The sequence below is a fragment of the Archangium sp. genome (assembly GCF_036277355.1).
GTDB lineage: Bacteria > Myxococcota > Myxococcia > Myxococcales > Myxococcaceae > Archangium.
The window spans coordinates 33,274-58,651 of record NZ_DASUNC010000182.1 but is presented as its reverse complement, the minus strand read 5'-3'; the positions used below and the strand labels follow the sequence as shown (position 1 = coordinate 58,651).

Annotated in this window: 23 protein-coding genes and 3 tRNA genes; 7 read left to right on the top strand and 19 right to left on the bottom strand. The window is 68.6% G+C overall.

The window, feature by feature from the left end:
* Positions 1-96 precede the first annotated feature (96 nt).
* Entirely contained in the window at positions 97-1,203 is a 1,107-nt protein-coding gene (locus tag VFZ09_RS45525) for a polyprenyl synthetase family protein (protein ID WP_329734104.1), read from the top strand.
* 228 nt (positions 1,204-1,431) lie between these two features.
* Here the strand turns inward: VFZ09_RS45525 and VFZ09_RS45520 are convergent.
* The 6 genes from VFZ09_RS45520 to VFZ09_RS45495 all read right to left on the bottom strand — a co-directional run bounded on the left by VFZ09_RS45520 (position 1,432) and on the right by VFZ09_RS45495 (position 4,408).
* Positions 1,432-1,504 (bottom strand) — tRNA-Ala (locus tag VFZ09_RS45520).
* A gap of 70 nt (positions 1,505-1,574) precedes the next feature.
* Positions 1,575-1,647, bottom strand: a tRNA-Ala gene (locus tag VFZ09_RS45515).
* A 53-nt stretch (positions 1,648-1,700) separates the two neighbouring features.
* Positions 1,701-2,099, bottom strand: coding sequence for a hypothetical protein (locus VFZ09_RS45510; RefSeq protein WP_329734103.1), 399 nt, complete (start codon positions 2,097-2,099; stop codon positions 1,701-1,703).
* 92 nt (positions 2,100-2,191) lie between these two features.
* Entirely contained in the window at positions 2,192-3,562 is a 1,371-nt protein-coding gene (locus VFZ09_RS45505; RefSeq protein WP_329734102.1) for an RsmB/NOP family class I SAM-dependent RNA methyltransferase, read from the bottom strand.
* A gap of 21 nt (positions 3,563-3,583) precedes the next feature.
* Entirely contained in the window at positions 3,584-4,234 is a 651-nt protein-coding gene (locus VFZ09_RS45500; RefSeq protein WP_329734101.1) for a response regulator, read from the bottom strand.
* A gap of 88 nt (positions 4,235-4,322) precedes the next feature.
* Positions 4,323-4,408, bottom strand: a tRNA-Leu gene (locus VFZ09_RS45495).
* A 93-nt stretch (positions 4,409-4,501) separates the two neighbouring features.
* Between VFZ09_RS45495 and VFZ09_RS45490 the strand changes: the two genes are divergently transcribed.
* The 3 genes from VFZ09_RS45490 (at position 4,502) to VFZ09_RS45480 (ending at position 8,362) form a co-directional block, all read left to right on the top strand.
* Positions 4,502-5,251 carry a tetratricopeptide repeat protein gene (locus tag VFZ09_RS45490; protein ID WP_329734100.1) on the top strand — a complete coding sequence of 250 codons (750 nt, stop codon included), beginning with the start codon at positions 4,502-4,504 and terminating at the stop codon, positions 5,249-5,251.
* Between the two features lie 365 nt (positions 5,252-5,616).
* On the top strand, positions 5,617-6,576 hold the full coding sequence (locus tag VFZ09_RS45485; protein ID WP_329734099.1) for a diguanylate cyclase: 960 nt from the start codon (positions 5,617-5,619) through the stop codon (positions 6,574-6,576).
* Positions 6,577-6,625: 49 nt separating this feature from the next.
* Positions 6,626-8,362 carry a response regulator gene (locus VFZ09_RS45480; RefSeq protein WP_329734098.1) on the top strand — a complete coding sequence of 579 codons (1,737 nt, stop codon included), beginning with the start codon at positions 6,626-6,628 and terminating at the stop codon, positions 8,360-8,362.
* An 8-nt stretch (positions 8,363-8,370) separates the two neighbouring features.
* On the opposite strand, the gene VFZ09_RS45475 is transcribed toward VFZ09_RS45480, so the two are convergent.
* Both VFZ09_RS45475 and miaA read right to left on the bottom strand, forming a co-directional pair.
* Positions 8,371-8,859 carry a hypothetical protein gene (locus VFZ09_RS45475; RefSeq protein WP_329734097.1) on the bottom strand — a complete coding sequence of 163 codons (489 nt, stop codon included), beginning with the start codon at positions 8,857-8,859 and terminating at the stop codon, positions 8,371-8,373.
* Between the two features lie 198 nt (positions 8,860-9,057).
* Complete coding sequence (miaA, locus tag VFZ09_RS45470; protein WP_329734096.1) at positions 9,058-9,957, bottom strand: tRNA (adenosine(37)-N6)-dimethylallyltransferase MiaA; 900 nt, start codon at positions 9,955-9,957, stop codon at positions 9,058-9,060.
* A gap of 164 nt (positions 9,958-10,121) precedes the next feature.
* Between miaA and VFZ09_RS45465 the strand changes: the two genes are divergently transcribed.
* Positions 10,122-12,137 carry a hypothetical protein gene (locus tag VFZ09_RS45465; protein ID WP_329734095.1) on the top strand — a complete coding sequence of 672 codons (2,016 nt, stop codon included), beginning with the start codon at positions 10,122-10,124 and terminating at the stop codon, positions 12,135-12,137.
* A gap of 123 nt (positions 12,138-12,260) precedes the next feature.
* Here the strand turns inward: VFZ09_RS45465 and hisS are convergent, their stop codons facing one another.
* From hisS to VFZ09_RS45440, 5 genes are all read right to left on the bottom strand, one after another.
* On the bottom strand, positions 12,261-13,523 hold the full coding sequence (gene hisS / locus VFZ09_RS45460; protein ID WP_329734126.1) for a histidine--tRNA ligase: 1,263 nt from the start codon (positions 13,521-13,523) through the stop codon (positions 12,261-12,263).
* A 26-nt stretch (positions 13,524-13,549) separates the two neighbouring features.
* Entirely contained in the window at positions 13,550-14,392 is an 843-nt protein-coding gene (asd, locus tag VFZ09_RS45455; RefSeq protein WP_329734094.1) for an archaetidylserine decarboxylase, read from the bottom strand.
* Positions 14,393-14,434: 42 nt separating this feature from the next.
* Positions 14,435-15,109: a hypothetical protein gene (locus tag VFZ09_RS45450; RefSeq protein ID WP_329734093.1), complete on the bottom strand. Its 675-nt coding sequence runs from the start codon at positions 15,107-15,109 to the stop codon at positions 14,435-14,437.
* 115 nt (positions 15,110-15,224) lie between these two features.
* A complete protein-coding gene (locus tag VFZ09_RS45445; protein WP_329734092.1) occupies positions 15,225-16,487 on the bottom strand; it encodes a hypothetical protein in 1,263 nt (420 codons plus the stop codon).
* A 5-nt stretch (positions 16,488-16,492) separates the two neighbouring features.
* Complete coding sequence (locus VFZ09_RS45440; protein ID WP_329734091.1) at positions 16,493-17,914, bottom strand: hypothetical protein; 1,422 nt, start codon at positions 17,912-17,914, stop codon at positions 16,493-16,495.
* Positions 17,915-18,207: 293 nt separating this feature from the next.
* Between VFZ09_RS45440 and VFZ09_RS45435 the strand changes: the two genes are divergently transcribed.
* A complete protein-coding gene (locus tag VFZ09_RS45435; protein ID WP_329734090.1) occupies positions 18,208-18,984 on the top strand; it encodes a hypothetical protein in 777 nt (258 codons plus the stop codon).
* A gap of 107 nt (positions 18,985-19,091) precedes the next feature.
* On the opposite strand, the gene VFZ09_RS45430 is transcribed toward VFZ09_RS45435, so the two are convergent.
* The 6 genes from VFZ09_RS45430 to VFZ09_RS45405 form a co-directional block, all read right to left on the bottom strand.
* A complete protein-coding gene (locus VFZ09_RS45430; RefSeq protein WP_043393211.1) occupies positions 19,092-19,823 on the bottom strand; it encodes a metallophosphoesterase family protein in 732 nt (243 codons plus the stop codon).
* Positions 19,824-19,856: 33 nt separating this feature from the next.
* Complete coding sequence (locus tag VFZ09_RS45425; protein WP_329734089.1) at positions 19,857-20,204, bottom strand: TIGR02266 family protein; 348 nt, start codon at positions 20,202-20,204, stop codon at positions 19,857-19,859.
* Positions 20,205-20,376: 172 nt separating this feature from the next.
* On the bottom strand, positions 20,377-21,300 hold the full coding sequence (locus tag VFZ09_RS45420) for a PfkB family carbohydrate kinase (protein WP_329734088.1): 924 nt from the start codon (positions 21,298-21,300) through the stop codon (positions 20,377-20,379).
* A gap of 122 nt (positions 21,301-21,422) precedes the next feature.
* Positions 21,423-22,949, bottom strand: a complete 1,527-nt coding sequence (locus VFZ09_RS45415) for an MlaD family protein (protein WP_329734087.1) — start codon at positions 22,947-22,949, stop codon at positions 21,423-21,425.
* A 12-nt stretch (positions 22,950-22,961) separates the two neighbouring features.
* Complete coding sequence (locus tag VFZ09_RS45410; RefSeq protein ID WP_329734125.1) at positions 22,962-23,702, bottom strand: ABC transporter ATP-binding protein; 741 nt, start codon at positions 23,700-23,702, stop codon at positions 22,962-22,964.
* 23 nt (positions 23,703-23,725) lie between these two features.
* Positions 23,726-24,484 carry an MlaE family ABC transporter permease gene (locus tag VFZ09_RS45405; protein WP_414640807.1) on the bottom strand — a complete coding sequence of 253 codons (759 nt, stop codon included), beginning with the start codon at positions 24,482-24,484 and terminating at the stop codon, positions 23,726-23,728.
* Between the two features lie 279 nt (positions 24,485-24,763).
* On the opposite strand from VFZ09_RS45405, the gene VFZ09_RS45400 reads away from it, so the two are divergent.
* Positions 24,764-25,342, top strand: a complete 579-nt coding sequence (locus tag VFZ09_RS45400; protein ID WP_329734085.1) for a hypothetical protein — start codon at positions 24,764-24,766, stop codon at positions 25,340-25,342.
* Positions 25,343-25,378: the final 36 nt, after the last annotated feature.

The following is a 25,378-nucleotide window of genomic DNA, read 5'->3' as shown; positions in this document are numbered from 1 at the left end:
GCTGCACAGCCCCGGAGGTTCGCTATGCTGACGTTGGTTGCCGCAGTCCAGGATACGATGCCGACGCGCGGAACCTCGGGTGCCACCTCCCCCGTCATGAAAGAGCGGAAGTCTCCACAGGCCGGGCCCCCGGCGGCAGAGCAGCAGCAGTCCGCGTCCCCGTCGCCCGTGGACTTCGTGTCCTGGGCCAAGACGGTGCAGTACCAGACGCAGGTGGTGCTGCATCAGATCCTGGAGCTCGAGGACGAGCGCCACCTGGATCCGGCATGGAACAAGGTGCTGGAGCAGGTGCGCAGCTACAGCCTGCGGCCCTCCAAGCGCATCCGTCCGGGCCTGGTGCTGGTGGGCTACGCCCTGGGCCGCGGCGACACGCGGGCGCCCTCGGGCCTGTGGCGGTTCGCGGCGGCCACGGAGCTGCTGCACACCTTCATGCTGATCCACGATGACGTCGCGGATCAGGCCGACACGCGCCGCGGCGGTGCCGCACTTCACAAGATGCTCGGCGAGGGGCGGCTCGGAGAGAACCTCGCGATCGTGATCGGAGATCACCTCTACGGGCGCTCGCTCGAGGTGATGCTGGGCTGCAACCTGACGGACGCGGACGTGGCCACGCGCTACTTCCTCAAGGTGTGCCGCTACACCGCCGCCGGGCAGTACATGGACATCCGCCTGCCGCACCAGCCGCTGGCCGAGCTGTCCATCTACAACGCGCTGCGCGTGGCCTACCTGAAGACGGCCCTCTACGGCTTCACGGCGCCGCTCGTGTGCGGCGCGATGCTCTCCGGCGGTGATCCGGAGCTCATCAACAAGCTGGAGCGTTTCGGCCGCTACGTGGGCACCGCCTACCAGCTGCGTGACGATCTGCTCGGCCTGTACGGGCAGTCCTCCGTGGTGGGCAAGCCGACGGACTCGGACCTGGCGCAGGGCAAGCGCACCTTCCCGCTGCTGGCCGCGTACCTGCGCGCCACGCCCGAGGCCCGCCAGGAGCTGGAGACGCTCTGCATCCCCGGCCCCAAGGACGAGACGATGCTGCAGCGCGCCCGCGAGCTCGTGGAGCAGCACGAGGGCCGCGCCGCCACCGAGCGCATCATCGAGCGCTCCACCAACGCCGCCTCCCGCATCCTCCAGAGCCTGCCCGAGGCCGGCGGTCTCAAGCAGATGCTGCGCGATCTGCTCCAGATGCTGATGATCCGCGAGGCCTGAGCCGCGACGCCCCGAGCGTCGCCCTGGCCTCCCGCCGTACCACCCGCCGCCTTCCCACGAGCAAGAGCGAGGCACACCTCGCCCCGTGGGGACGCGGCGTTCGCGTTTCCTCTTCCCTCCCGGCTTCGCTGATTCAGGTGGAGGCCACCGGCCGCGAGCGTGCGCTCGAGCGGCGCGGCGAAAATGAAAAGGCCCGCCGGGTTTTCACCAGGCGGGCCTTCTTCATTGTGGAGCTAATCGGGATCGAACCGATGACCTCTTGAATGCCATTCAAGCGCTCTCCCAGCTGAGCTATAGCCCCGTATTCACTTGTGCCTTCGAGGAGGAGAGAAGAGGCCCGTCAGCTTTTCCTGACGGGCCTCTTCTCGGAGTGGAGCTAATCGGGATCGAACCGATGACCTCTTGAATGCCATTCAAGCGCTCTCCCAGCTGAGCTATAGCCCCACAATGCCGCAACCACCTGGGGAGTGGTTGCCAACGTCGAAAGCGGCGCTCTTCTACAACTTCTTCGTGCGGGAGGCTACTCCCGAATTCGAGCCCCCCACGTTTTTTTGCTTCAGCCGCTGGGCCGTCTCCTCACCTTCCTGGAGGAGATCGCTGATCTCCCGGGCCTGGGCCTCGGCCTTGTGCTGCGCCTGCTCGACGGCCTTGAGCAGCGGGGCGAACGTGGAGGGCAACTCCAGCCTGCCCTTCTGCACCTGCTTGAAGACGGCCTCGCCCAGCTCCCGCAGGGCGCGCTCCTTCTCCTTCTGGATGAAGTCGTTCTGCGTCTTCGCCCGGGCCAGCTCGGCGTGCTTCTCCACCTGCTGGCGCAGCTGGGCCATCTGCGACTGGGCGGACTGGAAGGCCTCCTGGATCTGACGGAGGGCCTCGGACTGCTTGGGGTCGGCTGCCACCGGATGCGACCTCTCGGAAAAAGGATCGCCTTCCTGCGTAGCGTGGGGCCGCCAGGACTGTCAATGCCGCCTGCCCTCGGGCCCGCGTGCTCTCAGGCCTTGCGAAGCCGCGCCGCGAAGAAGCCGCCTCCCGGCACCCGGGACGGCAGCGCCCGGAGGAAGGGGCCATCGCAGAGCACGGCCGCCCGCTCGGGGCCGAAGAGAGGGGCCAGGGGCTCCACCGTGAAGCCGGGTACCGTGGCGAGGAAGTCGCGCACCACCGCGTCGTTCTCCTCGGGCAGCAGCGAGCACGTGGCGTACACCAGCAGCGCCCCCGGCTTCACCTGGCCCGCCAGCTCCTCCAGCAGCCCCAGCTGGGTGTCGTGGAACTCCTGCACCGACTTCGCGGTGAGCTTCCACTTCTGATCCGGCTCCCGCGCCAGCGAGCCCGTCCCGCTGCACGGCGCGTCCACCAGCACCACGTCCGCCTGCTCCAGCGGAAGCGGATGCGGGAAGGACACGTGCCGCAGCGACAGCTCCTTCGCCCGCTCGCGCGCCTGCGCCAGCCGCCGCCGGGAGCGGTCTCCCGCCACCACCCGCCCCGCCTTGCCCACCTCGTCCGCCAGCGCGAGCGTCTTGCCGCCCGCCCCCGCGCACACGTCCGCCACCAGCCGCCCCGACAGCGTGCCCTCCAGCGGCCGGCAGGCCTCGACGATCAGCTGGCTGCCCACGTCCTGCACCTGCAGCCGGCCCTCCTTCATCACCCGCGTCTCGAAGACGCGGTGGCTCGCCTCGGTGATGCGCACGGCGTCCAGCGCCACGTCCACCGGCTCCACCGCCACGCCCTCCTCCACCAACCGCGCCACCACCTCGGCCCGCGTCCCCGAGGGCCTCACCCGGAAGTGCAGCGAGGGATCCTCGTCCAGCGCCGCCAGCATCGCCTCCAGCAGCGGCTCCGGGTGCAGCTCGGCCAGCCGGTTCACCAGCCAGTTGGGGAACGAGTAGCGCGTGGCCAGCCGCTCCGGGCCCGACGCCGGCACCGGCGGCTCCGGCAGCGGCGACTGCGCCACCTGGGCCAGCAGATCATCCTTGATGGTCCGCGGGCGCACCGGGCCGGGCAGCTTCACCTCGTGGCTGATCCGCGCCCAGCTCGCCCCACAGAAGAGCCGGCGCCAGAGCACGTAGCGCACCAGCGTCTGATCCTCGAGCAGGCCGATCTTGCTGGGAGGGTGCCCCAACGTGCGCGCCGCCAGATCCAACAGCCGCTGGTGCCGCGACATCTCGCGCACCGCCAGCGCCGTGAAGCGCCGCTCCTGGCCGCCCAGGCCCTCCGCGTCCTTCAACGCGTTGGCCAGCGCCGCCTTGAGGGGATCGCCCTTCAACACCGACAGGTGCGCCTCGAGCGCCGCCGTCGCCGCGCGCCGCGAGGGACGCCCCAGACGGTCCTCGTCCACGAATGTGCCAGGCCAGAGAGTCGTGCTCACGCTCGAACCGCCAGCGCTCCGCTACCCGCGAAGCGCCATCGAGACGGCCAGACATCCTTCGTGGGTCCGCACCTCACGCGGTCCGGCCGCCAGGTAGAAATATTGGTGCCCCGTCCGCCGCTCGCCCTCCACCTCCAGCGAGCCCTCCACCACCACCATGCCCGAGCGCCCCCGGTACACCGGCCGGCCCTGGCTCGCCCCGGGCTCCATCCGGAGCCACTGGCACCCGCCCGGCTCCTCCACCACCCGCACGCCCGCCGCCACCTCCGTCCACCCCTCGCCCGGCGGTACGCGCTTCGCCGCCGTCTCCACCTGCGTCCGCAAGGTGACGAAGCGCTCCACCAGATCCAGGATGTCCTCGATCTGGAAGGGCTTGGCCAGCACCGCGTCCGGCTCGTGCGGCCGCAGCACCTTCACCACCTCTTCGGCCGTGGCCGCGCTGACGATCGCCACCGGCTGCAGCCGCTGACGCGCCGCCTCCAGGATGATCCGCCCCCCCTCGCCCTTCTCGCCAATGCGCAGGTCCGTCACCACCAGCGAGAAGCGCTCCTCCTTCAAGGCCTCCAACGCCTGGGCCACACTGCCCGCCTCGCGCACCTGGGCCTGCTCGGCGATCAGCTCCCCCATCCCCTCGCGGAGACTGGCGTCATCCTCCACCAACAACACCTTCATCGAGAGGACCTCCCGCCTGGATTCCGGAGTCTCACTGCGCGCCTGGAGGGAGTAGTGCCCCTTCCCATCGGGCGAGAACTCCCCGGAATGGCCCTCCCCGGACTCGAACCGGGACGCGGGGTCAGCCGCAGCGGATTTTGAGTCCGCCTCGTCTACCAATTTCGACAGAGGGCCCCTTGGGGCTGGAACAAGCGAACGTATACCGCGATGCCTGTCCGGGTGCATCTGAAGATTGCGGTCCTACACACTGATGGATAAACGGGCGCCATGTACAACCTTCTCATCGCCCTGGGTGTGGGTCTCGTCATCACCCTCGGTATCAAGCTGTCCGGTATCGGCTCCATCTGGGCCGGCATCATCCCCGGCACCATCGCCTTCGCGGCGACCTACCTGGTGCTCGCCCGGCGGATCGGCAACCAACTGCAGGTCCTCATGGGCTCCGTCCAGAAGGAGCTCCAGGGGCAGCCCACCAGCCAGAAGGAAGCCCAGGCGCGTGTCGAGCGGGCCATCAAGATGCTGGAGGGCGGGCTCGCCTACGACAAGTGGCAGTTCATGGTGGGGCCGGAGATCCACTCGCAGATCGGCATGCTCAAGTACATGTCCAAGGATCTGGACGGGGCCCAGGCGCACTTCGCCAAGGCCAGCCCGCGCAACTACATGGCCAAGGCCATGCAGGGCGCCCTGCACTACCAGCGCAAGGACTTCGCCTCCATGAAGCAGTCCTTCGAGGCCGCCGTCACCGCCGGCAAGAAGGAGCCGCTGGTGTGGGCCGTCTACGCGTGGTGCCTCGTGCAGAACAAGGAGAAGGACGAGGCCCTCCGGGTGCTGGGGCGCGGCGTGGAGGCCAACCCCTCGGACGAGAAGCTGAAGAACAGCCTGTCCGCCCTGCAGAACGACAAGAAGCTGAAGATGAAGCCGTACGAGCCCATGTGGTGGCAGTTCGGTCTGGAGGCGCCTCCCCCCCAGATGCTGGGCGGCGGCGGGGGCCGGCGCGTTCAGTTCACCCCCCGACGCTGACCCCCTCCTCCCGGGAATTCCTACTGGTGGGATAACCGGGAACGCTGCAACTCTTGCCTGGTCGGGGGCGCCTTCTCCCGAGACGGACGCTGCAAGTCCCTGGAATCACTCCCCCCTCTGGCGCCGTGAAGAGGGGCACGGCCCTTGCTCCTGGGCTGACACGTGATCGGGCCCGAGTGGCCCGGCCAGGTGGTGGAGACAGCGGACTTGGCAGCCGGGGGTCTCGGGTGAAGGAGGCGGAGGACGTGGGGTGCGTGCCTTGGGCGGCGGCCGGGGACGGGCGGGAGGGCACACCCTCCAGCGGGCGTGGCACCCGAGACTTTCGGCCTGCCATTACCAGGCAGACGCGGGAAGTGGAGCGGACCATGGAACGGCACGAGCGCCCCAGTGAGAGGGCCCTGATCCTGGTCGTGGAGGACGACCCGGGCACACGCGACAGTCTGGTGGAGCTGCTCGCCGCCCGGTTCGATGTGCTGGGCGCCAGCGACGGCGAGTCCGGTCTGGTGCTCGCTCGCGAGCGGCACCCGGATCTGGTCCTGCTGGATCGCTTCCTGGATCACGAGGACGGCCTGGCGGTGCTCGAGTCGCTGCAGCACGACAAGGCGACCGAGTCCGTGCCCGTCATCTTCCTCACCGGCGACTCCGACGAGGCCACGCTGGAGAAGTGCCTGGAGATGGGCGCGGTGGACTTCGTCCACAAGCCGGCCAGCGCCCGCGAGCTGATGGCCCGCATCGATCGCGCCCTGCGCCAGAGCGAGCAGCAGCAGCGGCTCCAGGTGCTCGCCCAGACGGATGCCCTCACCGGGCTGGCCAACTTCCGGGCGCTGTCCCTGCGGCTGGAAGAGGAGTTCAAGCGCGCCAACCGCTACCAGTACCCCATGTCGGTGGTGGTGATCGATCTGGATCACCTCAAGGCCATCAACGACGGCATGGGCCACGACGTGGGCAACCGGGCGATCCTGGCGCTGGCCAGCCACCTGCGCACCAACCTGCGCGAGGTGGACTTCGCGGCCCGCTTCGGCGGCGACGAGTTCGTCGCGCTGCTGCCCCACCAGACGGCGGCCGAGGCGGCGGTCTTCGCCGAGCGGATCCGCGCCGGACTGCGCACCGTGAAGGTGACGCGCAGCGATGGGCGGCCGGCCCCCTTCGGACTGAGCGTGAGCGTGGGGATCGCGGATCACTCGACCGCGCAGCCCAAGGAGAGCACCGACGCCCTGCTGAGAGCGGCGGACGCGGCGCTCTACGAGGCCAAGCGCGAGGGCCGCGATCGGGTCGTGGTGTACGGGGCGGCCGAGATGCCGCCCCCGAAGGTTCAGCGGCACTGACAAACCAGAAACCCCCAGAGGTCCGATGGACGGTGGAGTGAGGGCGCGGATGAACGGGAGCAAGCTGGCGAGCGGTTCTCGAGTGGCCATCGTGGGCGGTGGAATCGCCGGTGCGGGACTGGCCGCCTCGCTGCTCTTCAATGGACGGGCCCGCGGCTGCGCGCTCGATGTCCGGGTGTACGAGAGCGGAGAGCCGGGCACCATCGCCCCGCCCGCCCTGCTGACGCCCGAGTGCCGCTCCCGGCTCGCCGCGCTCGGCTGCCGCGTGCCCCCCGAGTGGCGCGCCCATGAGCTGCGCGGGGTGGAGATCCTCTCCCACGGCAATCGCGAGGTGCTGCCCTCGACTCCCGGCGGGCTGTGGGTGGTGGATGCGTGGCCCCAGGGTCAGGGGGGGCTCGCCCTGGTGCGCGAGGTGCTCGCGGGCGCGGCGACGTCGCAGGGCGCTCGCTTCGTGCCCCGGCGCGTCGAGCGGGTGGAGAACCAGCCCTCGGCGCCGGATGCTCCCGCCGCGGTGCGCAAGAGCGGTCCCCTCGTCGTAAGGGCCCAGGGCAGCGGCGAGCGCTTCCACGCGGTGGCCCTCGCCACGGGCGCCGGCCCCTCCATGGGCGATGCCTTCTTCCCGGGCTTCAAGCCCGCTCCCACCATCTCCGCCGTGCAGGCCCGGCTGCGGCATGCCTCGCCCCGGCTGTCCGTGGCGCCGCTCGCGCGGCTGTGGCTCTCGCCCATGGGCTCGGTGGATGGGCTGCTGCTGCTGCCCGGTGCGCACTCCGTGTACGCGCTCGCCTTCGGGGCCGCGGTGACTCCGGCGGACCTGTGCCAGGTGCTGATGATGGCCGCCCGCGACGGGTTGGTGGAGGAAGGGTTCGAGCTCGCCGCCCTGGAGACGACGCGGCTGCCCTACGGCCCCGGCCGCACGCTCGTGGCCCCCGGACAGCTCGCCGTGGGCGCGGCGGCGTTCGGTCATCCGCTGCAGCTCGGCCTGTCCGAGACGCTGGCCTCGTGCAGCCGCGCCGCCGTGGCGCTGCTGGACGCGGGACTCGAGGGCTCGGCCCTGGAGCGCCGCTACGTGCGCGAGGGCCTGCATGAGATGCTCGAGGACTCGGCCGCGGGCGCTCGCTCCATGGCCTGGCTGCGCCGCGCCGGACGCCGTGCTCCCCAGGCCTTCCTCGCGGCTCGCAACCGCGGCACCTCGGGCGGCATGGGCGGCGGCGGTGTGATGGGGCTCTCCTCCCCCACTCCGCTCTCCCTGCTCCACGCCGCCCGCTGGGCCGGCATCCGCGAGACCATGGCCTCCTGGGTGCGCACCGCCGTGGAGCCCCTGCCCGCGACGATTCCCTCGCTCGAGCCGGACCTCTACTACATCGTGGATGATGACCCGGATCAGCGCGAGGCGATGACGCAGCTCCTGGAGTCCACGGGAGCCCGGGTGGTGGCCTTCGCCGATGAGCTGGCCCTGTTCTGCGCGGTGGCTCGCCGCCCGCCCACGGCCATCCTCCTGGACGTGGTGCTGCACTGGGTGGACGGCCTGCGCCTGTGCGAGGGCCTCAAGCAGCACCCGCTCACGCGCGACACCCGCGTGGTGGTGATGAGCGGGTTGAACCGGCCCCACGTGCGCCAGCGCGCGCTCGAGGCCGGCGCCGAGGCCTTCCTGCCCAAGCCCGTGGATCCCGAACGCCTGCTGCGCCAGCTCCTGGGCCATGTCCCCGCCAGCGCGCAGGCCGCCTCGTCGAGCCGCTCCACCGAGAGCGATGTCGTGTCCGACGAGACGGGCCGCTACGCCTCCTGAAGCGCTCCTCAGGGCAGCGCGGTGGTGACGTAGTCCCTGCCACTGGCATGACAGCCGTGGCAGGTCGCGTGGCCCCGGCCGTAGTAGTTGCTGGCGTACTCCGGCCCGAAGCCCTCGTAGAAGATCCACGTGTCCTTGCCGGGGCCCTCGGCGATCTTCACGTCCAGGGCATGACCTCGGAGCGTCTTGCCATCGCTCTCGTACAGCTCCTTCACCAGGATGCTGCCCACCGGGTGCGTGGTGTTGCCCACGCGCAGTGACTGGACGACCGGGTCATTGAAGAAGACGCGCACCTTGCTGCCGTGCGGCGCTCGCGTCTCGTGGACGCCAGGCTCGGCGAGCCACTCCTTGTACCGGCCCTCTCGCACGAAGGCGGTGATGCCCGCCTCGGAGGTGTCGAGCTCCTGGATGACGCCCATGCCCTCGTCCACTGACGACGAGGGCCCACAGGCGCTGGTGGCAAGCACGGCCAGGAGGATCAGGAAACGCGGGTGCATCGGGCAGTCCTTTCAGCGGAGTGCCCTGTCGTACGGTGGTGACGCGCCTCCGGTTACCTCGGAATTCTGAGGGCTCGTGCGCGCGCAACCCCGCGAAATCCCGGAGCGCAGAATATCCAGTGCGTCCAGGCCCCCTGCCCCACCCTCTGCGTCTCGCGGCTCGACTCGCGCGCCGGGCTAGCGGGAGGCGGAACCGGCTCAGACAGACCCGCGGCTCAACAACACCTCATACGGTGGCTCCACGAAGCTCGCTCCCGCTTCCTTACGGAACCACGTGAGCTGCCGCTTGGCGTAACGGCGCGTCTCCTGCGCCGCCTGTTGGATGGCCTCCTCCACCGTGAGCGTCCCGTCCACCACCGCCTTCGCCTGCACATACCCCACGCTGCGCATCGGCGCGGCCTCGCCGTAACCCCGGGCGATCAGCTCACGCACCTCGTCCACCAGCCCGTGCTGGAACATGGCGGCGGTGCGCGCGTCGATGCGCTGGTACAACTCCTCGCGCGGCGGCGACAGCACGTGCATCCGGAAGGGATAGCGGTCCGCGGCGAATGCGTGCTCCTTGCGGAACTCGGAGGCCGGCTTGCCCGTCTGTTTGTGGATCTCCAGCGCCCGGATGGTGCGCACCAGATCCTTCGGCGGCAGCTTCGCGGCCGTCTCCGGATCCACCTCGGCGAGCTTGCGGTGCACGGCCTCCCGGCCCTCGGCGGCGGCGAGCGCCTCCAACTCCGCGCGCAGCTCGGGGTCCGCTCCCGGCGCCTCCACCAGGCCATGCAGCAGGATGCGCAGGTACATGCCCGTGCCTCCCACCACGAAGACGCGCTTGCCTCGCGAGGCAATGTCCTCGATGGCCGCGTCGGCCCGGCGCTGGTACTCGGCGGCGGAGAAGGGCTCGAGCGGGTCCACCACGGAGATGAGGTGATGCGGCACGGTGGCCAGCTCCTCCGCCGAGGGCTTCGCCGTCCCGATGTCGAAAGACCGGTACACCTGCTGCGAGTCCGCGCTGACGATCTCCCCACCCTCGCGGCGGGCGAGCTCGATGGCGATCGCGGTCTTCCCGGACGCGGTGGGCCCCGCGATGACGGTGAGGAAGGGTTTCATCTCGGAGGAGAATAGTAGGATGGGGCGTGCACGACAGAGCGCACAAAGGACACACCAGCGGACGGTTCATCGGCCCCGCGGAGCGATCCCCCAGCGCTCCCCGAGACGTAACCATGAGTCATCTGCCTTCAGGAGGCGAGGCGCGCTCGTCCGGGGGATGGCCGATGGCGAAGTGTTCGATCCAGATCGAACTGGACAACAGCCGGAGGACCTATGCGCCTCGGGAGTTCATCACCGGCACTGTCGTGGTGAACGTCCTCGAGCCATGCCGGTGTGAGCAGCTGACCCTCGGCTGGCAATGGCGGGCTCGAGGCGGGAGCATCCTCGATGAGGCCCACCCCGAGCACCTGCTCACCTTGAACGAGGGAGAAGAGTGGCTCGCCGGCCAGGAGTTGCGCTACCCGTTCCGTCTCGAGGCTCCGGTCCTGCCACTCACCTACCATGGGCACCTGATGTCCGTGGACTGGGCTCTGCGGGCCGATGCTTCCCTCTCCAGATTCCTGGACCCCCCATACCGGGCGGAGAAGCCCTTCCACCTGGTGCTCGCGGAGACGAGGCAGCCAGCACCTGCCGCCACGGGTCCAGGGCCGGACTCCTCTCACGTTCTGGAGGTGAAGGCCGCCCCCGATGAGGAGCCCCTGGGATATCTCTTCCGGGGGTGGTTGTTCATGCTGGGGTTCTTCGCCCTGTTCTTCTCCTTCGGGCTGCGCGGCATGGACAGTTTCATGCCCGTGTTCCCCCTCATCGCAATCGGCTGGATACTCCTCTCCCGATGGCGGAAACGCAGACCGGCCTGGAATCACGCCATGGGCAGATTGTGGCTCGACCCGGCGATCGTGCCCCCGGGAGGGAGCACCAGACTGCACATCCAGCTGCGGCCCCAAAAACGGCTGCGGGAGCATGACCTGTCGGTCTCGGCGGAGTGCGCCGAGTTGGTGACGAGCAAGGGAGAGGATGGGACTCTCCTACAAGAGAAGGTCGTGCACACGGAGCCCCTCCTGACGTGCACGAACCGGGCGTTGAACGCGGGAGAGTTCCTCGAAATCCCCCACGTGACGCTCGCCATCCGCGCCAATGCGCCCACCAGCTTCAAGTTCAGGACGCATGAGCTGAGATGGCGCCTGCGGCTCGTACTGAGGCGCAAGGGCGACAAGAGGACCTTCTTCCAACTCGTCCCCTTCCAGGTCCACCCGCCTCTTCCGATGTCCCGGGCCCCCACGACACCCCATCAGGCGTTCCAGGTCTCGAGCTCGCTCCCCGCCAATCCAGCCCCGTGGATCCAGGTGGCTCCTGCTCACGAGGAGCGGCGACGCCCGCTGCCGTCATCCGACGCTATCCGCCGCCAGCTCGAAGGCGGGCTCGAGGTGCTGGAGGCCGCCCACGCGCACTACACCACCCTGGAGGAAGCGCTCCGGGCGCCCAAGTGGAAGCTGCACCTGCGCTCACGGCTCGAGACGCTGCGGGAGGCCATCCGTCAGGAGCCCGCGCTCATCGAGGCGCTGGAGCGGCTTCATCATCGCGCCCGTTCCGAGGGATGGGCCGGGACCGAGCCGGCACTCGTGCTCGCCCAGGAGGTGAAGGGACTGCGGGCCCGCGTCGGAGCGCTCGCGAGCCGTCAGCTCGGCCCACCCGAGGAGCGGGAGACCGGCCTCGCGCGGCGGCTCGACCGGCTCGAGCGCAGCGTCCTCCAGTCCATTCCCACTCCGCTCGCCCCCGGGGAGAAGCTCCTGTGCTCCGGAGGGTTCTCTCCGTCCCTGTTCCTGCCAGGGGTGCTGCTGCTGCTCGGGCTCTCCTGGATGCCCGGCTCCAGAGTCTGGTGGGGCACATGGCTGCTCCTCACCGCGCTCTGCTTCTGGCTCCAGTACCGCCGCTCTGGACGCTACTGGCTCACCGAGCGCCGGCTCATCTGGCTGCCCATGCGAGGAGAGCCCCTCCAGGTCTCCCCGCTCGACATCCGCGACCCCAGCGGCAGCGGTTTCCGCTACCCCAAGAGCGTGAAGGTCCTCCTGGAGGACGGACACTTCCTCCTGCTCGCGTTCATCTCCCGCGCAGGACTCTTGGAGGACGCGTTGTGGCGCCAGTGCCAGGCCCTCCGGGACAAGAGCACCTCGGATAATGAACGCTCGTCCCTCCCCGAAGTCCCAGAGGAGCGGCCTGGCACGGACTCCCCAGCACCATGAGCGAGGGCCACCTTCATGGCGGGGACGCCTGGGGCGCACCGGAGGGGTTCTGGCTCCACCCTCCGGCGGTTGGTCTGGAAGCCCACGGGACGAAAGGCCCGGGTTCCTGAGACTCTTCCCGTCTCAGGCGGCGGGAGCAGCGGCCGGCCGGGCGAGCGCCTCGCGCACGGCGGAGGCCAGGTCCGCGAGCCGCACGGGGATGGAGTCTCCGCCGGCCATGGGCTTGAGCTGGGCCTGGCCGCTCTCGCGCTCGTTCTGTCCGAGCACCAGGGTGAAGCGGGCGCCCGTCTTGTCCGCGCGCTTCATCTGGCTCTTGAGGCTGCCGCCGCGCGGATCGAACTCCACGCGCAGTCCCTCGCGGCGCATCCGGCTCACCAGCCCGAAGGCCTCGTCCGAGGAGCCCTCGTCCGCCGAGGCGATGAAGAGGTCCACCGGCTGGGAGAACGTCTGACCGGTCTCCTTGAGGAGCAGGCAGAGCCGATCCAACCCCAGGCCGAAGCCCACCGCGGGCACGTCCGGGCCGCCGAGGCTCTTCACCAGCTTGTCGTAGCGGCCACCTCCGCCCACGGTGCTCGCGGTGCCCAGCGCCGGGTGCGAGGCGATGAACTCGAAGACGGTGCGCGTGTAGTAGTCCAGGCCGCGCATGATGCGCGGGTTGATCACGTACTTGATGCCGGTCACGTCCAGCTTGCGCTGCAGCTCGGAGAAGTGCGCGCGGCACGGCTCGCACAGCGACTCGAGGATGTTGGGCGCGTCGTTGGCGATCTGCTGGCAGCGCTCGTTCTTGCAGTCGAGCACCCGCAGCGGATTCTTGTCCAGGCGCACCTGGCAGTCGGCGCACAGCTCGCTGGCGTGGGCGCGCAGGTGCTCGACCAGGCGATTCTGGTAGCCGGGCCGGCACGCGTCGTCACCGAGCGAGTTGATGTTGAGCGACACGTCGGTGAGCCCCAGCTTCTGCAGGAGCTGCACGACCATGTCCATCAGCTCCACGTCCTGGGCGGGCTCGCCGGAGCCGTAGCCCTCGGCGCCAATCTGGTGGAACTGGCGGTAGCGGCCCGTCTTCATGCGCTCGTAGCGGAACATGGGGCCCATGTAGAACCAGCGGGTGATGGGCTCCTTGTTCAGCACCGAGTGCTCGATGTACGCGCGCGCCGCCGGAGCGGTGCCCTCGGGACGCAGGGACAGGCTGCGGCCGCCCTTGTCCTCGAAGGTGTACATCTCCTTGCCGACGATGTCCGTCGTCTCGCCCACCGTGCGCACGAAGAGCGCGGTGTCCTCCACCACGGGCGTGCGCACCTCGCTGTAGCCGAAGCGGCTGAACAACTCGCGGGCCGTGCGCTCCACGTGCTGCCACACCTCCACGTCGCCGGGGAGGATGTCGTTCATGCCCTTGACGCCACTGACCTTCTGACTCACGGAATCTCTCCAATCCGCCGGCCCATGCGCACCACCGCCTCGGGCTGGAGGCTGTCGTCCCACTTCACGCGGCCCGGCTCGAACACGAGGATGACGGTGGAGCCCATCTCGAAGCGGCCCAGCTCGCCGCCCTTCTCCACCGGGATGGCCGTGTCGTAGCGGTGCACCTTGCCCGGCTTGCCCACGTGGGTGATGACGTCCTCGTAGGCGGCCTTGATCCGCGACACACAGGTGGCGCCCACCTTCACCACGGCGCACTTGCCGGCCACGGTGTCCAGGTACGTCACGAGCCGCTCGTTGACGCAGAAGAGCGCCTGCTTGTTCTTCACCGAGGCCGGGTTGACGGGCCAGAACTCGCCGGGGATGTACGAGTAGCCGGTGATCTTCCCGCCCAGCGGCGAGTGGATGCGGTGGTAGTCGCGCGGGGACAGGTAGATGGTGGTCCAGGCGCCGCCGTGGAAGGGCTTCGCCGCCTCCTCGTCACCGAGCAGCTCGCCCACGGTGTAGTGGATGCCCTTGGCCTGCATGACGCGGCCGTGCTCGGCGTAGCCCACCTGGGACACGGCGCCGTCCACCGGGGACACCACCACCTTCTCGCCCGGATCCACCGGGCGCGAGCCCGTCTTCAGGCCGCGGGTGAAGAACTCGGCGAAGGTCGGGTACTGCTCCAGGGTGTGCTCCGCCTCGGCCACGTCCACGTTGTACATCTTCGCGAACGCCCGGATGGCGGCCCGGTGCAGCGGGGCCGGCGCGGGCAGGCGGGTGGCCATCCCCACCGCCGTGGACAGGGCGGACTTGGGGAGGATGTTCATCAACTTCATGAAGGTCTGTTCGTTCATGAGACGGTTCCGCGTGGAAGGTCCGAAAGGGGGATGCGCGCCTTAGCGGCCGGCATCCGGGGTGGGGCCCGTACCGCCATCCACGGGGATGGCCTGGAGGGCGCTCCGAGGCACCTGGGCGAGCACCTTGCCTTCTTCGATGATCAACACCTGATCCTGGAGCGCGCCATACTGCTGGCGACACGCCGGGCGGTCCGCCAATTCCCAGCGATCCCGGCGGCCGCGGCCCTTCACCTCGAGCGGCTCACCCTTCTGGAAGCAGCCGGAGCTGGCCAGCTGGGCCTCCGGGGTGCCGACCCCAGGCACGCCGCTTCCCGCGTCCGCGTCGACCGTGCCGGCATCCGAGTCCTCGTCCGCCGGCTCGGAGTCGGAGGGAGCGGAAGCGTACGATGAGCCCGTGTCCGAGCCGAAGTTGGAGGAAGCGGGACCTTGCTCGCGCGCCTTGGCCATGGCGTCTTCCTGGGCCTTCTGCTGGGCGGCGACCTGCTGCTTGCCGGTCTGGATGCGGGCGCGCAGCTCCTGGGCGGCCTGGGCGTCGAGGCTGTCCGCGGGCACCTGGGCCAGCAGCGACTCCACCTCGGCGAGCTCCGGGTCCAGGAAGACGTCATCGCCCTTCTCTCCGTACAGCTTGCCGAAGCGCGTATGCGCCTGGGTATAGGCCTCGGAGGGCTTGGCGGGCTTGCGGCAGGCCACGGGGGCCGCCACGAAAAGGGCCATCAGGAGGCCCACGACGATCCGGCTGGGGGGGCTGTAGGGGCGCACAGGTCCGGTTTTCTACGCCATTTCCGGACCGCCGCACCCCTTTTTCGCACTGCGACGACAGGCCCCCGGCTCAGGGAGCCCCGAACGTCTCCTCCCAGAGCAGTTCGCCCTCGGGGGACAGCCCGAAGGTCCACAGGTCCGTCTTACCCGCCCCCTTGGACATCGTCGTGCCGACGACCACCAGGCTTCCATCCTCCAGCCGGGCGATGCCGGAGCCCGAGTCGTCCTTGTCACCACCATAGGACCGCTGCCAGAGCAGGCGCCCATCGGCGGAGAAGCGCCACACCTTGGCTTCCCGATCGTCCTTGAATAGGTCCTTCCACCAAAACCCCACCACCGCCACGCCTCCATCCGGTAGCACGGTGAGGGCCGAACCGGCGTCCATCCGCAGCAACTCCGAGACGTACTCCCAACGGGGCTCTCCCCGCGCATTCATGCAGATCACCCAGAAACTCCAATCCATCGAATCAGGGCGGCTCAGGCTACCGGTCGCCACCAGCCCTCCATCCGGCAGCAGCGCGAGTGCTTCCAGTTCCCCCCGGCCGTCGGTTGGCAACCGCGTCTCCACGGTGGCCCGGCCGTCGGACTCCAGCAACAACAGCCTGGAGACTCCCAGTCCGACAGTCGACGTCTCCGTCACCCCCAGGACGGCCACGCGTTGGGCCGGGAGCGCCACCAGCGCGTTGACGCGCTCGAGCCGCGGCAGCTTCACCTCCCAGAGCATATCGCCCCGCGAGTCCATCCTCACCACCCAGCCCTCTCTGTCCTGTCTTCCTCCCGCCACAATGGAGCCGTCCTCGAGCACCACGACGGCGTCGAGCCCGTTGACGCCCTCCCGGCCCGGAGTGCGCTCCCAGAGGACGTCCCCCGCTGGGGAAAGCGCGAGGAGCCACTCCTGGAATCCACCTCCGGTCACATACTCCGTTCCAGCGACAACGAGCCCTCCTCCCTGCATGGAGGCGATGGCACGGCTCGCGGCCCCGAGCTTGCCGTTACCCGCATGGGTCCGTTCCCAGCGCGGGGGCGGAGCCTTGTCGAACCGGAGCACCCAGGCGTGCTCTACCCCGTGCTGCCGGGAGTTGGTCTGTCCGACCACGGAAAAGCCGTTGCCGGTCGCGATGACTCCGTGGGCCGACTCATGGCCCGTGCTGTTGTCCCGCTGGACGTCTCGCGCCCACTCCACGTCTACCCCCCGCCCGAAGATGAGCGCGAGCACGATTTCGTGCCGGTACAGGTACAGACCCACGAGCAGCACCGTGAGCAGCAGCCCCACCAGGACCGTCCGCCGCGTCCTCCCCCCTTGCCTCGTCCTCTTGTCTTCCTCGAAGCTCATCGCGTTCAGCGCAAGAAGCGCTCCTCCCCCTTGATCCACCGCGTCCGCAGCGGCTCCGCAAGCCCCAGGTCCCTGACGGCCTCCTGCATGCTCTTGTCGTCACAGACGAGGGTGAAGACGCGCTGCCACTCAGGCGTGTGCAGCCGGTTCTTCTCGGCCTGGCTGAAAGGGCGGACGAGGGGGGCAAGATCGCTGTACTTCATGTCAATCCATGGGCCGTTGTTCTCCCCCCCGATGTGGCTGCTCAGGAAACGCATCTGCGCCTCAAGGTTGCCGCGCCAGGTGGTCAGCACGGAGACCAGGGTGCGACGCGAGAGGATGCGCAGGCGTACGGAGTAACGGCCTCCCTCGGGCCTGTGGTCCCGGAGGATTTCGGCCTGTTCGGCGGTCGTCATCTGGCGCAGGAGCGCTTCCACCTGCCGGGTGAGCCAGGTGGCCCCAACGGCGCCCCCATCCAGCGCGGCGTCGAGCCGGTGGAGGTTGGGCCGGGTGCGCACCCGGGCCAGCTCGGCGCCATTCATGTAGCCGGCCGAGGGCGCGGGGCGTTTGTGCCTGACGGGGTCATAGCCTGTTCCCCCGGGGGTGAACATGTCGCCCAGGACCATTCCATAGTGCCAGCGCTCGTCAATGGAGGTGAGCGTGGTGCCCATGAAGCCAGGGACACGCCCTCCCCGGACATACGGTGGCTCATCCCTGACGACAGCACTGGCCGAGAAGGCCGCGACGACGCCGGGCAGCCCCTGCAAGCGGGCAATCTGGTTGAGCTGGGTGCGCGCCGCCTGGGAGACTCCCTGGTAGAGAGGCTGGATGAGCGTCTGCTCCTCGGACAACGTGCCCATGTCCCACATGCGGGCGGGATCGTCCTGGAGTGGACCATGGCGGCGCGTCAGCAGTTCACCAAGCTTGGGGAAGACGTTGTCGAAGATGACCTGATTGCCCTCGCGCATCATGGCCTGGAGCTCGTTGCTGACGGTATCGGCCATCCGGCCCATGTCCTCCAGACCCGGATTCATCATGGCCACCTCGTGCGCTCCCGTGGCCACGATGGACGCGGCGAGCGCCCAGCGCGTGTGGAAGCCCTTGTCGACCGAGTACCTGTAGAACCAGCTGTAGAAGTCCCGGCGCTCGATGATGCGCGTGTAGCGGCGGAAGTTGTTCGCCAGCAGGTTGTGGAGGCAGGCGTCCTTCCAGCGCTGGTTGCACTTCTCCCGGTCGCTCTCCGTCCACTCTCCTGGAACCAGCGGAGCACCAGCGGCCGGACCTTCCGTCTTCAGCGTCGGCGTGTTCGGCGCGAGGCTCTTGCGCGCCGGGAGGAGCTGCGGCTCGTCCCGTCTGGCCAGCCTCACCATGTGACTGGGGACGACTGGGCAGATGGGCCTCCTGTCCTGGAAATGGCGCTGGCAGTTGCGGCACTCGAACGTGTTCATCAGGCCCCCCGTGTTTCCCAGCAGCCTACACCGGCACTCCTCTAGAGGAGCCGCCGCATCATGGCGTTGCTTTTTCGATTCGGCGTATTAGGTGAAGGGCTGGGGACGGTTGATACTGGCCCACCCTCGCGAGGTCGCGGTCTTGTGTCATGAGCAGCGCCTCATCACCCGGGCCGCCGCCCGCACGACAGCCCGCCTCATCAATCAGGCCAGAGAGGAAAGGGACCTCAAGTGCTCATCCGCAACGCACCCCAAGCCGCCGCAGCCCGCCGGGCGATCCGGAGGCGGACGGCATGACGGACGAAGCTCGGTTCCGCGACATACTCAGGGCCGCTTTGGCGCGCGTGCGCACGCAGGCCAAGACGGACCCCTTGTTCGTGCCCAACGAGGAAGCGACCGTGTTCGCCACCGCCGCTGGCCCCATGCCCGAACTCATCATGGTCGCGGACAACCCGGGACCCAAGGAGCGTTCGCGCAAGGAATACCTCTCAGGCCTGGGCTCAGCCGGGCGGTGGGCTCGCGCTTTCCTCGACGCAGCCTTCGACCAGCCCGGGGCGGTGGGCTCGAAGGTGCTGGTGTGGAACAAGAGCACCTACCATACGCCCCGAACCGGTGGCCTGAGCGCACTGATGCGCTCGAAAGACCAAGCACTCGTCGCCCGCCTGCAAGGGGACCAAGCGGAGAATGGCCGCCTACTGGCCCGCCTGGCGGCGCTGAGCAGGGTGCCCGTACTGGCTATCGGGTTGGAGCGTGACAAGACGACCTTCGCCGCCTTCCGCTCATCCCTTGAGGCCGAAGCCAAGAGCCTCGGCGAGTGGCGTGCGGTGTTCCGCGGGATGGAAACGAGCGCCTTCCTCAAGGCGCCGCATTTCTCCATCTGCAATTTCTTCCGCCATAACGCCGATGAGGCCTGGAACACCCGGTTCGACGCTTATCTGGTGGAGTGGGCGGCCAAGCATCCAGAGATCCGCACCAAGAAAGGCAATGTCTCTCCGAAAGCTCTTATTGCTCTGCCCGGCCCTGCACCGCAAGAAGCCTATCTGCGGCAGGTCATTCTGTGCGACGTCTGAGCAGTGCGCTGCGCTGCGCTTGACCGTCGGCGCTGGCCGCTCAGGGGGGCTTGGCGTCGATCTGCGTCGACGTGGTCCGGACGGTTTAGGGGCCTGGGGTTCACGACTCACACCCCGAGGAAGAGTCGCTTGCCGAAATTGAGCGCCAGCGAGGCGTCGAAGATCTTCTGCGCGGCCGACTCGATGTCGTACTCCACCCGGAGGTACTCCACCGTGCGCGCCCCGGTGTCGCAGATGACGAAGCAGGCCCGGTTGTCGTAGTCCCGCGGCTGCCCCACGCTGCCCACCGAGATGATGTACTTGTAGCCCCGGCGGATGCCGAACTTCTGGGCCACCACGTCATGCACCTCGCCGTTGCCGATGGCGAACGCCTTGCACAGGTGGCTGTGCCCGATGAACGTCACCTCCGGCAGGTGCTCCACGTACGGCGCCAGCTCCCGCGCCTGCTCCAGCGCGAAGATGTACTCGTACGCCTTGGGCTCCACCGGCGAGCCGTGGCTGAAGCCCACGTCCCCAATCCGGTACGTGTAGGGCAGGCTCTTGAGCCACTCCATGTTCTCGTCGGAGAGCACCCCGGCGGACCAGTCCAGCGCGTGGCGGGCGGCGTCGTAGTAGTACGAGTAGTCCATCCGCCCGGCCACCGCCGCGTCGTGGTTGCCCAGCAGCGTCACCTCGGTCACCGAACGCACCAGATCGCAACACGCGTTGGGCGAGGCCCCGTAGCCCACGATGTCTCCCAGGGAGACGATGCGATCCACCTTCTGCTCTTCCGCGACCCGGAGCACCTCCGTCAGGGCCTCGATGTTGGAGTGGACGTCGGAGATGATCGCGATTCGCATGGTGGGTTCTCGCCGGTGGCCCACGTCCGGTGCCTAGTTACCGAACGTCGCCCCTCGCTGCTCTTCGGAGATGATGCGCCGCAGCAGTGCCAGCGCGCCAGAATCCAGCGCTTCGAACTTCAGCCCCATTCCCGGCGGCCCCTTGTCCTGCCGCTGCGGCCGGCTCCACACCACCGTCGCCTCGGCCATGACCTCGCGCACCTCGCCGCTGCTCAACCTCAGCAGCGTCCGCCGCCCCAATGCAAGCGGGGTGTGCGTCTGCAGGAACAACCCACCCTCGCTCAGATTCGCGATCCGCGCGTAGAGCGTGATGGTGTCCGACTCGCACCAGCACCGCAGGCGCGAGGGGAAACGTGCGTGCTTTCGGTTATCCGTCCGCAACCCCGGCGTCCTCCGCGCTGCTCGGCCGCCAGGAGAACCCCAGCGGCCTACGATTCTTCCCCAGGAACGCGGGAATCGCGGGAACCAAGGATAGGGACAGCGTAAAAATCCGTCAAGCCGGGCAAGGGGCATTCTGCCCCACCCGGTGCCGGACTCCTCCGGCTCAGCCGGCTCAGCCCTCGAGGGGGCCGAGGTCCTCGAAGTGGGTGAGGCGCTTGAAGTCCGAGAAGCGGGCACGGATCTCCGAGCGCGTTACCTCGCGCAGGCGCTCGAGGCTGAACTTCTCCACGGTGAAGGAGGCCATGACGCTGCCCATGACCATGGCGCGGCGCAGCGTCTCGGTGTCCACGTGGCTGGCGATGGCGAGCGTGCCCATGAAGCCGCCGGCGAAGGTGTCCCCGGCGCCGGTGGGATCGAACACGTCGGCGATGGGCATGGCCGGGCAGGCGAAGATGTGCTCCTTCTCGAAGAGGAGCGCGCCGTACTCGCCGCGCTTCACCACCACGCGCTGGGGGCCCATCTCGAGGATGGCGCGGGCGGCGCGGACGATGTTGTGCTCGCCGGTGAGTTGGCGGGCCTCGGCGTCGTTGACGAAGAGCAGGTTGACGCGCTTGAGCGTCTTGAGGAGCGCGGGCCGGCTGCCGTTGATCCAGAAGTTCATGGTGTCGGCGGCCACCAGCTTGGGCGCCTTCACCTGATCCACCACCTGGGACTGGAGCTCGGGGTGGATGTTGCCGAGGAAGACGTACTGGGCGTCGCGGTACTTCTCGGGCAGACGGGGCGAGAAGGACTGGAAGACGTTGAGCTGGGTGTCGAGCGTCTCGGCCTCGTTGAGCTGGAAGCCGTAGCGGCCCTTCCACCGGAAGGTGCGGCCCTTTTCGCGGGTGACGCCCTCGAGGTCCACGCCCCGGGCCTTGAGGAAGTCCAGGTGGGCCTGGGGGAAGTCCTCACCGACGACGGCCACCACCTGGGTGGGGGCGAAGAAGGAGGCCGAGGTGGAGAAGTAGGTGGCGGAGCCGCCGAGGACGTCCTCCTTCAGACCGAAGGGGGTTTCCACCGAATCCAGCGCGACCGAGCCAACGACGAGAAGAGACATGGGGCTTCCAGGGAGAGGGGCCTTCGAGTACCAGGCACGGGGCTCCCAGGGGACCGCCCGTGCCGTGGCGAGGTACGACGCTTGACCCGGTCAGGTCAAGCCATCTGGTGCCGGACCCACACTCAGGGCGTGGGGAGGACGGGCAGCATGGCCTTCAGGTCGTCATCCGTGAAGTAGATGCCGCCGCCGAAGAAGAAGTCGCGGCCGGCGAGCATCCGGCGGGTGTTGGTGTCGCGCCGGGGATCATTGAGGAGGTCATCCATGCCGGCCACGACGAAGAGCCGGTCGAACGCCTGGGCCCTCAGCGAGGTGCGGATGCGGGGGTAGCGCAGCTCGGCCACGGAGAAGTTGAAGGCGTCCACGGACAGCTTCAGGTGGTCCTTGAAGAAGTGGAAGTCCGCGCCCACGCCGCCGGTGGACTCGATGATGCCGAAGCGCAGCGTGGTGAAGTAGTAGCGCTTGGCGAACTGGGCGCTGAACTTGAAGGACTCCTTGGTGATGGTCTGCTTCTGCACCACGGGCTCGCCCGAGGAGGGCGGGTTGGCCTGGACGTACTGCGTCTCGGTGGTGCCGCGGGGATCATCCACCAGTTCCAGCAGGTAGTACTTGTCCGGCTTGGGGGCCAGCCGCAGCGTCAGCATGTTCTTCGAGGAGCCCTGCTCCATCAGATAGGTGGCCTGCAGGCCCACTTCCGTCTGGAGGCCGGTGAGCCTGGAGGAGAAGTCGGACAGGTCCTCCACGGACTCGGAGAGCTTCTGGCCCAGGCGCTTGTCGGTGAGCAGCGTGCCCACGGCGCCCTCGCCGTTCTTCACCTTGGTGGTGACGTCCTCCAGGTTGGCCAGCGTCTTGTCCAGCCGGCTCATCGTCTGCTTGAGGCTGGCCACGCTGTCCTTCAGGTCCCCTTCCCCACCGGCGCCCACCAGCTTGTTCACCGTGGCCAGCACCTCCCGGGTGTCGCGGGTGATGACCTCGATGTTGTCGACGATGTTGTTGACGCTCTGCTCGTTGGACCGGGTGATGCCGCGCACGTCCGCGCTCACGCCCTCCACGTTGCGCAGGATGGCGTCCAGGCGCTCGGAGCTGGCGCGCACCGTCAGATCCACCGCGTCCGACACGCGCACCAGGTTCTCCACGATCCGCCCCATGGAGCCGGCGCCCTTGTCGCCGCCGAGCACGTCGCGCAGCGCGCCCGTCACCTGCTGGATGTCCGAGGTGATCTGGCTGAGCGAGGCGAACACGGCCTCCATGCCCTGCACGTCGATGACCTTGCGGATCTCCCCGCCCTCCTTCAGGGGGGGCGCCAGCTCCGTGCCGGGGTTGAGATCCAGCAGGTAGTCGCCGAGCAGGGACTCCGAGCGCTTGGCCAGCGTGGCGTCCTCGTACATGGCCACGTCGCGGCGGATGCGCACGGTCACCCGGGCGCGCGTGCCCTCCAGCTTGATGCTCTCCACCTCGCCCACGGGGAGACCGGCGATCTGGATGCGGCTCTTGGGCCCCAGGCCCGAGGCGTCCCGGAAGTAGGCGTAGGCCTGGAGGGACTCGTCCTCACCCAGCCCGCCCTTCCGGGTGAACAGGATGAAGCCAAAGAGGAACCCTCCGGCGATGAGCACCAGCAGGCCTACTCGGAACGGTGTGACGAGCTTCTTCACCGGGTGTGACTCCTAATCATTCTTTCCGAACCAGGTCTGGAGGAAGACCTTCACGGCGGGGTGCTGGGAGGAGCGTAGCTGTTCCGGGGGCCCCTGCTCCAGGATCACCCCCTTGCTGAGGAAGGCGATCTGGTCCGCGATGTTGAAGGCGGAGGCGATGTCGTGGCTGATGACCACGCTCGTAATGCCCAGCTCCCGCTGGGCCGCGAGGATCATCTCGTCCACGTAGTCCGTGGTGATGGGATCCAGCCCCGTGGTGGGCTCGTCGTAGAGGACGATCTTCGGATTCATCACGATGGCGCGCGCCAGGCCCACGCGCTTGCGCATGCCGCCGGAGAGGTCCGCCGGGAACTTGTGCTCGGCGCTCCGCGGCAGGCCCATCAGATCCAACTTCGAGCGGACCAGCTCGCGGATCTCCTCCTCGGAGAGGCCCCGGTGCTCGCGCAGGGGGAACGCCACGTTGTCGTAGACGTCCATGGAGTCGAAGAGCGCGGCGGCCTGGAACACCATGCCGAACTTGTGGCGCACCCGCTCCAGCTCCTGGGCGCCCATGGGGACGATGTCCTCGCCGTCGATGACCACCTGGCCCTGGTCCGGCTTGAGCAGGCCGATCATGTGCTTCATCAGCACCGTCTTGCCCGAGCCCGAGCCGCCGAGGATGACGCAGGTGCTGCCCGCGGGCACGGTGAGATCGATGCCCGTGAGGACCTTGTGCACACCGAAGGACTTGTGCAGGCCGGAGATCTCGATCATCGGCCGGGAGCTTGGATCGGCCATCAGTGCAGGAGCACCCCGACGATGAAGTCGAGGATGAAGATGGAGAGGGCGCTGGAGACCATGGCCTCGGTGGTGGCCTGGCCCACGCCCTTGGCGCCGCCCGTGGCGTTGAAGCCCTTGAAGCAGCACACGAGCGCCACGGCCAGGCCGAAGACGGCGCCCTTGATGAGGCCCTCGTAGACGTCGATGGGATCCAACCACTGCTGGGTGCGGCTGATGAAGGTACCGGCGGACACCCCCTGGGTGCCCACCGAGACGATGTAGGCCCCGAAGATGCCCGAGGTATCGAAGAGCAGCGTGAGGATGGGGACCATCAAGAGGCCGGCCAGCACCCGGGGCACCAGGAGATACTGGATGGGGTTGACGGCCATGGTCTCCAGGGCGTCCACCTGCTCGGTGACGCGCATGGTGCCCAGCTCGGTGCACATGGCGGAGCCGGCGCGCATGGTGACCATCAGCGCGGAGAAGACGGGGGCCAGCTCGCGCGTGAGGGTGAGGGCCACCGTGGGGCCCACCAGGCTCTGCGCATCGAACATCTCGAAGGCGCGCGCGGACTGGTGGGCGAACACCATGCCGGTGAACAGGCCGGTCAGCAGCACGATGAAGACGCTGCCCACCCCCACGAAGTCCAGCTGGAAGAAGAGGTTGTGCCAACGATACGGCCGGCGCACGCCCCAGCGCACCACGTCCACCCCGAGGGTGGCCAGATGCCCCAGCTCCTCCACCGTCGCGATGGCACCCCGGCCCACGCCCTCGATGGACTGGGTCAGGAGCGAGGGCTGCTCGGGCTGTTGCTCGGCGTTCTGTGCGTTGTCGGAGGCCACGTGGGGCCCTACTCTACGTTTCCCACCAGCCGGAACAAGCAAACGCTCTGGCTCCAGAGCCCCCTTCCGCCTCCCGGCAGCCCAGGCATCCAGGCGCCCGCCCCCCGCTCGTGACACGCCACGACAAAGGGGTTTCTCCCGAGCGCGCTTGCCGTTATGTTCCGCCGCCCTTTTTCCCTCCCCTTCAAAAAAGAGAAGCGAGAAGCAACACCCATGGCGACCCAACACAAGGTCGGCGGCGAGGTCGACGCGTTCTGTACCCGGTGCCGGCTCACGCTGGCCCACACCATCCTGGCGATGGTGGGCACGAAGATCGCTCGAGTCCGGTGCAACACCTGCAACGGAGACCACGCCTTCCGCTCGGCACCGGGCACCACCGACAAGCCCAGCCCGTCGGCCCGCTCCAGCGGCGGCGGTACCAGCGGCACCAAGGCTCCCCGGGCCAGCCGCCCCACCGCCGAGGAGAGGATCATCATCTCCTTCGAGGAGCAGCTGGCGGGCAAGGACATCGCCAATGCCCCCCGCTACAGCCCCAAGGACACCTACAAGCCGGATCAGGTCATCCAGCATCCCACCTTCGGGCTGGGACTGGTGACGGCGGTGCGTGGGGACAAGGTGGACATCACCTTCAAGTCCGAGACGAAGACGCTCGTCCACGGACGTGGCGGGGCCCCGGCGGAGAAGCCGGCGTTCAGCCCGCCCAGCGCGAAAGCTACGGGCCCAGCGGACAAGCCCATCTCTGAGACAACGGAAGAGCCCGCTTCCCCGCCGGGCAACCCCGCCGAGGGTTGACAGAGACGCCGGGGAGGCTGGACGGTAGGCCCCCTT